This window comes from Streptomyces sp. NPDC058691 (assembly GCF_042714775.1).
Taxonomy (GTDB): domain Bacteria; phylum Actinomycetota; class Actinomycetes; order Streptomycetales; family Streptomycetaceae; genus Actinacidiphila.
The window spans coordinates 247716-258978 of record NZ_JBHXSO010000001.1 but is presented as its reverse complement, the minus strand read 5'-3'; the positions used below and the strand labels follow the sequence as shown (position 1 = coordinate 258978).

12 protein-coding genes and 3 pseudogenes are annotated in these 11263 nt (G+C 69.1%); 8 read left to right on the top strand and 7 right to left on the bottom strand.

All coding sequences use genetic code 11. The annotated features are described in order from the left end of the window. Nucleotides 1-728 precede the first annotated feature (728 nt). Nucleotides 729-1385 carry a TetR/AcrR family transcriptional regulator gene (locus tag ACFWVC_RS01230; RefSeq protein WP_384273540.1) on the top strand — a complete coding sequence of 219 codons (657 nt, stop codon included), beginning with the start codon at nt 729-731 and terminating at the stop codon, nt 1383-1385. A gap of 50 nt (nt 1386-1435) precedes the next feature. Here the strand turns inward: ACFWVC_RS01230 and ACFWVC_RS01225 are convergent, their stop codons facing one another. Further along, nucleotides 1436-2947: an MFS transporter gene (locus ACFWVC_RS01225; RefSeq protein WP_384273536.1), complete on the bottom strand. Its 1512-nt coding sequence runs from the start codon at nt 2945-2947 to the stop codon at nt 1436-1438. A 66-nt stretch (nt 2948-3013) separates the two neighbouring features. Here ACFWVC_RS01225 and ACFWVC_RS01220 point away from each other — a divergent pair, with 66 nt between their 5' ends. Further along, a complete protein-coding gene (locus ACFWVC_RS01220) occupies nt 3014-3475 on the top strand; it encodes a MarR family winged helix-turn-helix transcriptional regulator (protein ID WP_384273533.1) in 462 nt (153 codons plus the stop codon). A 472-nt stretch (nt 3476-3947) separates the two neighbouring features. Continuing rightward, nucleotides 3948-4787, top strand: coding sequence for an SDR family NAD(P)-dependent oxidoreductase (locus tag ACFWVC_RS01215; protein WP_384273530.1), 840 nt, complete (start codon nt 3948-3950; stop codon nt 4785-4787). A 700-nt stretch (nt 4788-5487) separates the two neighbouring features. Here ACFWVC_RS01215 and ACFWVC_RS01210 read toward each other — a convergent pair. Further along, the gene (locus ACFWVC_RS01210) at nt 5488-5892 is read right to left on the bottom strand and encodes a hypothetical protein (RefSeq protein ID WP_384273527.1); all 405 of its coding nucleotides are present in this window, start codon (nt 5890-5892) and stop codon (nt 5488-5490) included. 47 nt (nt 5893-5939) lie between these two features. Here ACFWVC_RS01210 and ACFWVC_RS01205 point away from each other — a divergent pair. After that, nucleotides 5940-6044 (top strand): annotated as a pseudogene (locus ACFWVC_RS01205) (AAA family ATPase); the annotation flags it as partial. 69 nt (nt 6045-6113) lie between these two features. Here ACFWVC_RS01205 and ACFWVC_RS01200 read toward each other — a convergent pair. Further along, entirely contained in the window at nt 6114-6320 is a 207-nt protein-coding gene (locus ACFWVC_RS01200) for a hypothetical protein (protein WP_384273525.1), read from the bottom strand. Between the two features lie 137 nt (nt 6321-6457). Next, the gene (locus tag ACFWVC_RS01195) at nt 6458-6760 is read right to left on the bottom strand and encodes a hypothetical protein (RefSeq protein ID WP_384273522.1); all 303 of its coding nucleotides are present in this window, start codon (nt 6758-6760) and stop codon (nt 6458-6460) included. Nucleotides 6761-7026: 266 nt separating this feature from the next. Here ACFWVC_RS01195 and ACFWVC_RS01190 point away from each other — a divergent pair, with 266 nt between their 5' ends. After that, complete coding sequence (locus tag ACFWVC_RS01190; RefSeq protein ID WP_384273702.1) at nt 7027-8067, top strand: glycine-rich domain-containing protein; 1041 nt, start codon at nt 7027-7029, stop codon at nt 8065-8067. A gap of 101 nt (nt 8068-8168) precedes the next feature. Here ACFWVC_RS01190 and ACFWVC_RS01185 read toward each other — a convergent pair. Next, nucleotides 8169-8300 (bottom strand): annotated as a pseudogene (locus tag ACFWVC_RS01185) (IS3 family transposase); the annotation flags it as partial. Here ACFWVC_RS01185 and ACFWVC_RS01180 point away from each other — a divergent pair. Next, complete coding sequence (locus ACFWVC_RS01180; RefSeq protein WP_384273714.1) at nt 8250-8381, top strand: hypothetical protein; 132 nt, start codon at nt 8250-8252, stop codon at nt 8379-8381. The pseudogene ACFWVC_RS01185 and the gene ACFWVC_RS01180 overlap by 51 nt on opposite strands. Before the next feature lie 150 nt (nt 8382-8531). Then, nucleotides 8532-8900: a head decoration protein gene (locus ACFWVC_RS01175; RefSeq protein ID WP_384273519.1), complete on the top strand. Its 369-nt coding sequence runs from the start codon at nt 8532-8534 to the stop codon at nt 8898-8900. 506 nt (nt 8901-9406) lie between these two features. Here the strand turns inward: ACFWVC_RS01175 and ACFWVC_RS01170 are convergent. Continuing rightward, entirely contained in the window at nt 9407-9634 is a 228-nt protein-coding gene (locus tag ACFWVC_RS01170) for a hypothetical protein (RefSeq protein ID WP_384273516.1), read from the bottom strand. A 332-nt stretch (nt 9635-9966) separates the two neighbouring features. Between ACFWVC_RS01170 and ACFWVC_RS01165 the strand changes: the two are divergent. Next, nucleotides 9967-10392 (top strand): annotated as a pseudogene (locus ACFWVC_RS01165) (Ku protein); the annotation flags it as partial. A gap of 23 nt (nt 10393-10415) precedes the next feature. Here ACFWVC_RS01165 and ACFWVC_RS01160 read toward each other — a convergent pair. Beyond that, complete coding sequence (locus ACFWVC_RS01160) at nt 10416-11210, bottom strand: SDR family NAD(P)-dependent oxidoreductase (protein ID WP_384273513.1); 795 nt, start codon at nt 11208-11210, stop codon at nt 10416-10418. Between the last annotated feature and the right edge of the window lie 53 nt (nt 11211-11263).

The following is an 11263-nucleotide window of genomic DNA, read 5'->3' as shown; positions in this document are numbered from 1 at the left end:
GCTCTGGCTCGGACCTGCGCGCTGTGGGTGCCGTTAGTTCCACCTGCGGGCGGGGGGGGGGGGCAATCCGCGCGCCCCGCACGGCCTTCTGGCACAGTGCGGTGGGCCGGATTCAATCCGGCCGGTGGGGTTGTGCGGACAGCAAGGGCCGAAGGTACTCGTCACCGGCCACGTCGCGCCGGTGCTGTAGCGGGTTGGACCTGGTCCGGGGTTTGTCCCGGCCTCCGGGTTGGTGTCCGCACAGACAAACGGCCACCGGCTGATCTGCCCATGGAGCCGAATCCCTGCACGGCTGCAGCACGTACGCAAGCCCTAGCCGCTCTGCTCCGCGTCTGCCCATGTCCCGGACACGGCAGGTGCAAGCAGTCCGCCAGTTCCTCGCGCGTCGGGCGACAGGAACACTGTCGGCACCAGCCCGCGGGCCTAACGGCCGACGGCCTGGCGCTGGGCTTCCCCGCCGCGTTGGTCACCGTGCGGGCAGGCGCACTCGCCGTCGACCTCGTACTCCCCCGCGCGTGCTTCACCGCGCGACAGGCCCGATTACTCGCCGAAGCCGTCGGCGACGGCCGGCGCGCCGCCTCCGGCACAGACCGCCCCCGCCCGCCCGGTCCCCGCCCGGCCATCCAGTACCCGGCGACAACGGAGCTATCCGCTCCCACGGCGGCCGGTGCGGAAGCGGAGGTGCTGCTCCGCTCAGTTAGGCTGGGGTCAGTCGAGGGAGGTCGGACGTGGGCGAGCCGGAAGAGCCCGGACAGTCGGTGCGGCCCCGGCGCAGGGACGCCGCGCGCAACCGGGAGGCACTGATTGCCGCCGGGCGGGAGTTGTTCGACGAGGGGGGCCTCAGCCCGACCCTTGACAATGTCGCGCTGCGGGCCGGGGTCGGTGTGGGCACCGCCTACCGGCACTTCGCCAACAAGTACGAACTGGCTGACGCCGTCCTCGCCGAGTCATTCGATGCCATGCTGGCGGAGGCCGAGCGGGCGGCGGCGCATAAGGACGGACTGGCCGGGCTGGCGGCGTTCTTCGAAGCGGTCCTGCGGCCGCAGGCCGCCAAGCGCGCGCTCCTGGACTTCCTGCGCAGCGCCCCCGAGGGCCCGCTGCTGCCGGATGTCCGTACCCGGGTCGAGGCGTGCATCGAGCAGTTGCTGGAGCGCGGACAGGCCCAGGGCACGATCCGTGCCGAGATCACGTCGACGGACGTCGGCGTGCTGATGTCCTTGCTGACAACGCTCATCGATACCTATGGCAGGGCGTCCCCCGACCTCTGGCGCCGGTTCGTCCCCCTCCTGCTCGACGGCTTGCGTTCCGACGCTCCCACTCCGCTGCCCGTCCCGCCCCTGGGGCGCGGGGAGTTCCTCGCCCTGGTCAACGGCGAAGGGGACTGACCCGTGGGAGCGCACCGCCGGCGGGGAGTGCCGGCCGTGCAGGGGGCCGCTCACTGGAAGGCCGGTGCCGCGGGCTGGGGCCCGGACGGTTCGGCGGCTACGGCCAGAGATGTTTTCGGCCTGATCAGCGCGGTGCAGAGTGCGGCGGTGAACGCGAAGGTAGCGGCGCCCCACCAGAAGCCCGTCGCGTACCCGTGGACGGCAGCGCGGGCGAGCAGCGGCGGGCCGGCCGGACCGTGGGAGTGCAGGTAGCCGCTAGTCGCCGATGCGACAAACGTGCTGATCACAGCTACCCCGAGCGCCGTGCCGATCTGCTGGCCGACATTGTTCATGCTGCCGGCGGTCCCTGCGTCGCGCGGGTCGTCCGGGACACTGCCGATGGTCACGGCGATGACGAAGTAGACGCCGATACCGACGCCGACCAGCACGAGTCCGGGAAGAACGTGGGACACGTATGCGGCCTGGACGCCGACCCTCGTGAGCAGTGCGGCCCCGAACGCCGACAGGACCAGTCCTGCGGCGACGATGGTCCGGGCGGTGAGGCGCGGGAGCAGGGCACTTTGGGCGATGGTGGCGCCGACCGCGATCCCGACGGGCAGGGGAAGGAAAGCGAGGCCGGTCCTGATGGGGGTGTAGCCGAGGATTCCCTGGAAGTAATAGGTCAGGAAGAGGAACAGCGCGAACAGCGCGGCACTGCCCAGCAGCAGGCTCAGATAAGCCGCGCCGCGGTTCCGGTCGAGCACCACCCGCAGGGGGACGAGGGGATTGACCGCGCGGCGTTCGACTGTGACGAACCCGGCGAGCAGAACGGCGCCGCCGACGAGGGAGCCGATCGTGAGTGCGGCGCCCCAGCCGTCCTTCTCGGCCTGGGCGCTGCCGAACACGAGCAGGAACAGGCCGCCCGATGCCAGCAGCACACCGGGAAGATCGAGGCGCGGCCGGTCCGGGTCGGCGGAGTTCGTCATCAAGGTGAGAGCGCCGACAAGGGCGACAGCGGCGAAGGCGATGTTGACGAACATCGTCCACCGCCAGTCCAGGTAGCTGGTGAGCAGCCCTCCCAGCAGTAGGCCGACGGCACCGGAGCCGCCGCCGACCGCGCCGAACACAGCAAACGCCTTGTTGCGCTCGGCGTGGTCGGTGAAGGTGACGGTGATCAGGGAGACCGCGGTGGGCGCCAGTGCGGCGGCGAACACTCCCTGCAGAGTGCGCGCGATCAGTAGCACGGCCGTGTCAGGGGCGGCGCCGGCAAGTGCGGAGAACACGCCGAAGCCCACGAGGCCCACGATGAAGACCCGTTTGCGTCCTACCAGGTCGGCCAGCCGTCCTCCGAGCGGGAGCAGGCTGCCGAAGGCGAGGACGTAGGCCGTCACCACCCACTGCCGGGTCGCGTCGGAGAAGTGCAGCCCCGCCTGGGCCGAGGGAAGCGCCACATTGATGACGGTGGCGTCGATCAGGATCATCACCTGGGAGATCAGGACTACCAGCAGGATCAGCCAGCGGTGTGCGTAGTGCGGATCGGCGGTTGCTGACGGAGTTCCCGCCAGATCTTGGGATCGGTTCATGCCTGCACCATAGAGATGCGTGCGCTCGCACACAAGTGCACACGCATGTTTGTTACCATGGTCGTCATGAGACCGCCCTCCACCAGGCACGCGATCATCTCCCAGTCACAGGAGGACGCCTGGTTCGCTCTCCTCTACACGCATGCGGCGCTGACCGCGCGGATCGAGGCCGTGCTGATGGAGCGGCACAAGATCTCGTTCAGCGCCTTCGAGATCCTGTGCCGTCTACAGGATCTGGAACCACAGCCCGTGCGGGCGCTGGCCGGCGAACTCGTCAGCGTGAGCCCCACCCGTGCGTCCCGGCTGGTGCAGGAACTGATCGACAGAGGCCACCTGCGCCGCAGCGCCGACCAGGACGACGGCCGGATCTCCCTGATCGGCTTCACCGAAGAGGGCCGCAGGTACGCCGATACGGTGGCCGAGACCTTCGAAGCGGCCGTACAGCAGTACTTCGTGGCGCCGCTCGGCGAGCAGGACATCGCTGCCCTCATCCGCATCTGGCGGAAACTCGAGGCCGCCGAGGGCTGAACCGGCGGGAATCGCCGCCCCTGCCCGGCCGGGTGGCACCCACTCAACGAGGCGCCGAGGGTGAAGACGCCGAGGCGTGGGCCGGCGATCTTGACCATGCCCCGGGACGACGCTGGCGCCTCGTACGCCGCCGCCTTGACTCCACAGGGAACGTCCGGACGGCGATCCTCAAACCCGGCCGCCGCCCCTGACATCGTCCCTGCCCACCACGCCGACGGCGTCACGGCGGCTGTCGCGGGCGGCTCATCGCGGCATGCCCTCGGCGAAGCCGGAGAAAGCCGGAGGGGGCGGACCTGGCTTCATCCGGCCCGGCTGACGGCGCGCGGGCTCTGGGCCATCCACCCCGGACACCTATGTGGAGATGCATCTCCGATTCGGAGTACAGTGAAACGGAGATGCATCTCCGATTGGTCTTCCGTCGACCGCGCCGCCTGCGCGGCGTTGTCCCCGTACTGCGCAAAGGAACGACTCGATGGCTACCTCGTCACCCCCCGTCTGGCTCATCACCGGAGCCTCCCGAGGCCTGGGCCTCCACTGGGCCAGGGCCGCCCTCTCCCGCGGCGACCGCGTCGCGGCCACCGCCCGGAACTCCTCGTCACTGGAACCGCTGGTCAGCGAGTTCGGCGATCAGGTGCTGCCGCTGACGTTCGACGTGGCGGACTCCGCTGCCGTCCGGCAGGCCGTGGGAGAAACCGAACACCGCTTCGGCGGCATCGACATCCTGGTGAACAACGCCGGCCACGCGCTGCGGGGAGCCGTCGAAGAGGTCTCCGAGGAGCAGGCACGGGCACAGTTCGACGTGAACTTCTTCGGCGCCCTGTGGACCACTCGGGCCGTACTCCCGGGCATGCGGGCCCGCGGACACGGCCGAATCATCCAAGTCTCGTCCTACGGCGGCCTCGTCGCGTACCCGACGATGGGCCTCTACCACTCCTCCAAGTGGGCGCTGGAGAGCATGAGTCAGGCCCTGGCTGCCGAGGTCGCCCACCAAGGGATCCTGGTCACCCTCGTCGAGCCCCTCACCTTCGCTACCGGCCTCGGCGCCACCGCTCCGGCAGTCGACCCAATGCCGGAGTACGAGCCCGTCCGCGAAGCGCTCATGGCCGGGATGAAGGACGCGCCGTTCGTCACCGGCGACGCAGCGACGACGGCGGACGCGCTGCTCGCGATCGTCGACGCCCCCAACCCGCCGCTGCGCGTGCTCTTCGGCACGGGCGGCATCGAGCCGCTGCAGGAGGAGTACGACCGCAGGATCGCGGAGTTCCGGGCGTGGGAACACATCGCCAACCTCGCGCAGGGCGTGCCGGCGTGACCCAGCGGCCTGCCTGATCGGGTGGCCGGTCCGCCCACCACTCCAGCGAGGTGGGCGGGCCGGCCGCGGCAAGCAGTCCCGCCGCCGTCGGGCCGGGTTCCGGTGCCGCCAGTGCGGGGGGCGCCGAAGGGAGTGGTGTAGCGCTCGGTGGTGGCTTGGGTGGTGGCGTCGACGGCGATTTCAAATCCCGCCCCCGCTACCAACATCCGGCCCCTGCCCGACGACACGTCAGGCAGGGGCCGGAGTCGTGTGCAGGCCGCCTGGGCCGACCAAGACTCCGGACACGAGGTCCCTCGCCTCGTCAGCCTCCAGGACCACGGAGAGCCTGCCAGAGGCGGAGTAGGGGCATCGATGAGGACCCGTACCTACGGCAGGGTGCCGAAGGTGGCGGCACCTGAGACCTGCGCGATGACCCGGACCACAAGTGCCAGCAGTACACAGAGACGGCTGTCGGCGCCCGCCGATGTGAACTCACGCAACGACACCCGCAGAGACTCCTCGCTCCAGCGCGTACGACGTTGGCCCGCTTCAGCTCGGCGATCTCCTCCTAGCGCGTGACCCCGCCGCCCATGCTTCCCTCCGCGACGCCCCTCACGTGATTAGTTTGCTGTACGCGCTTGACAGAGCCGCAGCCACCAGGCTGGCTCAGCGCGCTGCCGAGCACATGCTCCTCGATCATCAGTTTGGGATGGAAGCGCTCCTAGAGGTGTTGGAGGATGTCGGGCACGGGCGGGGCCGGAGGTACGGCGAGGGCGGCGGCGCGGTGTGGGTGGTAGGCGTCGATGGCCAGGGGGATGAGGAACGGCACGGCGAGGGAGGCAGCGGCCCGGCTGTCATTGGCGCACAGGCCCCACAGCACACCCGCCGCGTTCAGGCTCGGTTCGCCGTCGGCGCGCAGGAGGTGAACGGCCCTTCGGGCGTCGTACTCATGGGGGAAGTTGCCCCACGGGACGGCATCGAGGTCCAAGCGCAGGCGGGGTTCGGGCAGGATGTCGGCCACCACCGCCCGCACGTCGAAAGGGCCGCCCGAGAACAAGGCCAGGTCCGCCCCGTCCACCACTTCACGGCACATCGCGAACGTCGGATCGGTCCGCCAGTCCTTCACACCACGCCCCACCGTTGAACCCCCGGAACTCGATCGTGACGGGCCCAGCCATCGTCGACCGGCTCACCTTCAACGGCACCATCATCGAGACCGGCTCTGACTTCTACCGTCTCGCCAGCACCCGAGCCCGAGCCGAGGCAGAGGCGAGCTGACCCCGGTTGCGGAATCCGCCGCTCCCGCAGGCGGGGGCTGCCGACTCAGCGAGCGAGGGATCTACCTTATTAATCACCTTGGTTGCCGTTCCGCTCGACAGCATCCATGAATTGATCGTGCACCCGCAGCTCACGCCCCCTACTTGGACTTGTCAGGACGATCGTCTTCGCCTCGCCGAGGGCTTTGGGACCCGCCCCAAGGAGCTCGCGCGTGATCACCACTGCATCGAGCACCTCGACTCGGCGCTGAATCAGCAACTGCTGCACTGCAGCCATCCCGCCGTCACCCGTCAACAGCAGTTCGGCACTGTCTCACCTGGCGTGGCTGTGGCACGTCCGATCCTCTCGATACGATCTATGGGCGGGACGCCCGTTGCGATCTGCTCGACCGATCTCGTGCTGCGGGAAAATCCTTACTGCCATGAGATCGGGCCGGTGACGGTGACTTCTGCTGCATCGATCGCTTCCGCGAGCGTGTGGAACCCTTCTGTGGCCGGCCAGAACGAACGGTCGCACGCGGGCCACCCTGGCAGATGCTGGACGTAGTAGAGGCAGCCGTCCCCGTCCTCATTCAAATCCGGGACCTCTCCGGGCTGCAGATTTCCGTCTGCCTCTCCGATGGCGTACCAAAAGTCGTAGTCCAGCATCACTACGCGGGTTGTTGTGGGCACTGTGCCGTCATACAGCCATACGCCCATCGCTACGACTGACTCCATATGATGATCTTAAGCGCGGCCGGATTGGCGACTTCAGGAATGCGGTGCAGCACAGCGACCCGGAACCCCACTGAGGGGTTCCGGGCCGCTGCTGTGTGTACGGGCTGAGGTCACCCGGTCGGCTACCTAATGTGCACCACTCGCTACACAGGGCGATTCTTGCTGTGGGCTCGCTGCTGTCTCCGACAGCTTTCCTCTCCTGGTCAGCGGTATCAGCCGCGCCTTGCGGGCCCCTTGCTGGAGGTGACGTGTTGTCCCGAATAGCCATGCCTCAGGTGCCCGCACGAGGGCGCCGAGGCAGCATGCGGATGTGGGCGATGGCTGCGAGCGTGGTCCTGGCGTCCAGTGCCCTGATGGGTGCCGCGTACGCGGGGAGCGCCAGTGGGGGCGAGGCTGATGCCGTAAAGCCCCGCGCTCAGGCCGGTCTCGCTGACCCGTGCTTCCTCTTCCCGGACTTCCCCGGATACTGCCCAAGCCGTCCTGGCCGGCACTGGCATCCAGGCCGCCCCGGCATTCCCGGTCCTCCCGGCCCGCCGGGGCCACCCGGACAGCAGGGCCCCGCTGGGCCCGCTGGGCCCAGCGGGCCGCAGGGCCCTGCTGGTCAGACGGGGCCGAAGGGCGACCCCGGCGATCAGGGAATCCAAGGCCCTCCCGGACAGACCGGGCCGAAGGGCGACCCCGGCGATCAGGGAATCCAAGGGCCTGCCGGGCCGCCGGGAACCGGCGCTGTCCCGCACGACTTGGTGGACTTCACCGAAAACGGGACGTTCACCCCGCCCGCCGGGCTCACCCAGGTCTTCGTCCAGGTGTGGGGCGCCGGCGGGGGCGGCGGTCCAGGCATATTGGCGCTCCCGCTCGGCGGAGGCGGCGGTGCTGGTGGCTTCGCCTGGTGCTCCGTGCCGGTGCAGCCCGGAACGGCCTACACGGTGACCGTCGGCCAGGGCGGGGCTGGTGCTCCGCCCCTCGGTGCAGACGGTGCGAACGGGACGAGCAGCACCCTGGTAGGGCCTGGCGGTGTACTCGCGTCAGCGACCGGCGGCGCCGGCGGCCATCCTGGGCTTGTTCTCGGCCCCTCGAGTCCCGGCGGAAGCGGCACCTGTTCGCTCCCTGCCAAGGGCACGACCCGTCCAGGCGCTGCGGGCTTGGCTCCCATCGCCCTTGGCGGGCCGCCAGGAGAAGGAGGCAAACCCGCGGTCGGCGGCATCGTCGAACCGGCTTCTGGCGCGGCCGTGGGTGGCAATGGCGGTACGGGCACCCTGATAGCAGCTCCCAATGGCGGCAACGGATACGTCGTCATCTGGTGGTAGCAGGCCGCCGCCTCACCTGACCCGCGCCACGCGCAGCACTGCGGCCCGGAACCCCACCGAGGGGTCCCGGGCCACAGTGCTGCGTCACCGCTTGATGCGACCGCGGACTCCTGCGAGACCCTGCCAGGGCGCCGGCCGTTGTCGATGTCATCCTGGCGCAACCACTTCGACAAGGTGACCGGATGGATGCCGAGGTCAACGGCGGTCTGCTTCTGTTCTTTTCCTGCCCGCACCAACGCGACGGCGCGGGCGCGGAACTCAGCGGGGTAGGCGCGGGGCATGTCCGGCAGCCTTTCGTGAAGGCGGTCAGTTAGCCAGCAGAACTGGAACCTGAGAGGTAGGGCAGGTCAAGATGTCACCCGATCGTGCAGCAGACCCGACCACGCCCCTCCCATGCGTGGACGACGCCACCAGTCGGTGAGCGGACGAACTGCCCACTCGTCTGATCGTCCACGGGAGGACTCATGACCGTTCAGCCGGTCACCACCACCCAGAACCTGACGGCCGACCGGTCCTGGCTTGCCAGCCTTCACGTAACCCGCAACGTCGACTCCATCACCCTCGACCTGTCCACGTTCGTGTCCGGCACCCACTACATGCCGCCGGTCGACACGAACGTCCCCTACAGCCGTCTCCTGTCCGGCCTCCCGGTTGGCAAGACCACCGCGTCTGGCCTCCACGGGCTGTACGCCCCGGGTGCCGCAGACGGCCGGCGGAACCTGGCCGGCTTCATCCCGGTCCGTCGAGGGTCAGTGGCCGCGCCGGACCTTGTCACCCGGGCGGCCCGCCGCGCGGGCAAGGCCCTGGCGGGGGTGGCAGCGTGGTCGCATTAGAGCCTGGCCTGAGCAGGACCGCACGCATCCTGGAGTGCCGAGCGGTCGTCTACCCGCCTTCGGACACGGGGGCCGTCGCGTCCGCATCGAGGGCGAGTTCCTCAGCATCGCGCACAGCCCCGTCGACCTGAGCGGCCCCGTCCGTTTGGGCAAGTTATCGGCGAACGCGAACGGACTTGCACTTCAAGGGTGCGTCCACACACGCCAATGGGCATCCTGTGCAGATGCCTGCTGCTGATCCGCCCCTGGTAATCGTTTATCCGCCCATGGACCACCACCGGCGAGTGGCGGTCCGTGGCTGCTACGCCGGGTCCGCACGCCGGATGGCGGAGCTCCTGGACGTCCTGCGCCGCGCCGGCCTGGACCCCGACCGCTTCAGCCTTACCGACCCAGGCGTAGTTGAGTGGCGCGGCGGCGGCCCCGAGGTGTGGGGATAGTCCGCGCGGCCCCGCCCGCGGTGGAGGTGGACGGAGCCGTGCTACAGCTCAGCCTCGCTCCGCCTTTGCCTAATCCCGGAGCCTGGCCATGACGCGGGCCGCCGCCTTGTCGCTGGCGTGGCCCTCGAGTGCGGCCCATTCGGCGACGTCGAGGGGCCACAGGGAGCAGTGGTATTTGATGATCACCTTCCTGCCGTCCTGGCGCACCGTGTGGTGCGAGTCGGCAGGCAGCTGCCCGACCTCGACGACGGCCGCGGCAGACCGAGAGTTGCGGCACTTGAGACGCGTCTTGGGCACCGGTGCTCCTGCAGTAGCGAACGTTGGCGAATCCTTGCCTTGGGATGCTAACCGGGGTGCTGCGCCTCCACATCTGGACGGGTGACATTCGGCGGAAGCGGGGCGGTCACCGGGCCGGAGCAGTTCGCCGGGCGGTGGATCGCCCCGGGTTGCACGCTGTCGGTATGCGCACGCTCTGGAGGGCGGCTACATCTCGGCCCGACGGCCGCACTGTCGTGCTCCTCGATAAGGACCTGGCCGCGCTCCCTCTCCCTACAAAGCGCACCGTTGACGTGCTCGGGTTCGTCGACGGGGGCAACACCGACCCCGTGCTGTAGGCGAAGCCGTACTGGGTCGGGCCGGCCGGGGAAACGGCGCAGCGGCCGTACGCACTGCTCGTCGAGGCGCTGGCGAGGCACGGCACGGTCGCGGTGGCAAAGGCGACGCTACGGACGCGAGAGCGCCTGGCCGTGATCCGGCCGCGGCACGCGATGCTCGTCCTGCACACGCTGCTCTGGCCCGAGGAGATCCGGGAGCCGGGCGACCTGTCGTCGGCGGCCCCGGTGACCGAGGAGGAAGTGCAGCTCGCCGAGATGCTCATGGACCAGCTGGCTGGCGTTGATATCGCCGAACTGCACGACGACGCTCAGGCGCCCTTTCCAAGGCTGGCGTTGTTCACGAGTTCGGTCGGTTCGGACAGCACTTGTTCACCACTTCGGACAGCACCTTCGACCCCCGGCTCTTCGATTACTGAAGGCGCAGCATGTCCAAGAGGGTGATGCCAGCTGCGGATGGCCGGTTCTTAGCTGTCCGCTGGTTTTCCAATGGCGATGGGCCGGTAGAGCGGCACCGGGAACCGGTGGGCTGCCGCTTGGAAGGCGCGATGCTCGGCAGCGAGCCAGTCGGTGAAGGCGGGCTGGGAGGTCGGTCCGAAGCCGACCTCGGGTTGCGTGCCGTCCAGGAGCGGGAAGACGGTGTCGCAGAACTCTTGCGGGTCGGCTCCGTGGTTGTGGCCGGGGCCGGCGAGTGCTGTTGCGACCGCTGGCGGGATCAGTTCCACCACTCGGCAAGGCGTGGCCTGTAGCGCGTGGCGCAGGTTCACGGTGTAGCTGTGCAGGGCCGCTTTGGCCGCGCTGTACAGCGGGGCGAACGGCTGGGGGATGTAGGCCCCGCCGGAGGTGACGTTGACCAGCACGCTGGGGCGGCCATGTGCCAGCAGGTGCGGCAGGAGGAGGCGTCCCAGGTGGATGGGGCCGGCCAGGAGGATGTCGATCTCGTTCTGGGCTTCGGCCCAGGGAGCGTCGTCGGCCGCGATGGCCACTCGTCGCTGGATTCCGGCGTTGTTGATCAGTATGTCGAGTTCCGGCATGGAGTTGCGGATGCGGTCGGCAAGCTTCTGCCGCTCGTGCGGAGTGCCGATGTCGCTGGTGAGCGTTTCGATGCCGGGGAGCTGATCGGCGATGGCGGCGAGTCGGTCGGGGCTGCGGCCGGTGATCACGACCCGGTGGCCTTGTTGGAGGTATCGCGCGGCTAGGCCGAGGCCGATGCCCGAGGTACCGCCGGTGATGAGGACTGCATGCTTCGCTTCTGTTGCCATGTAAACATCATGCATCGTGACACGTTTACATGGCAACACACGGCTAAGATGGG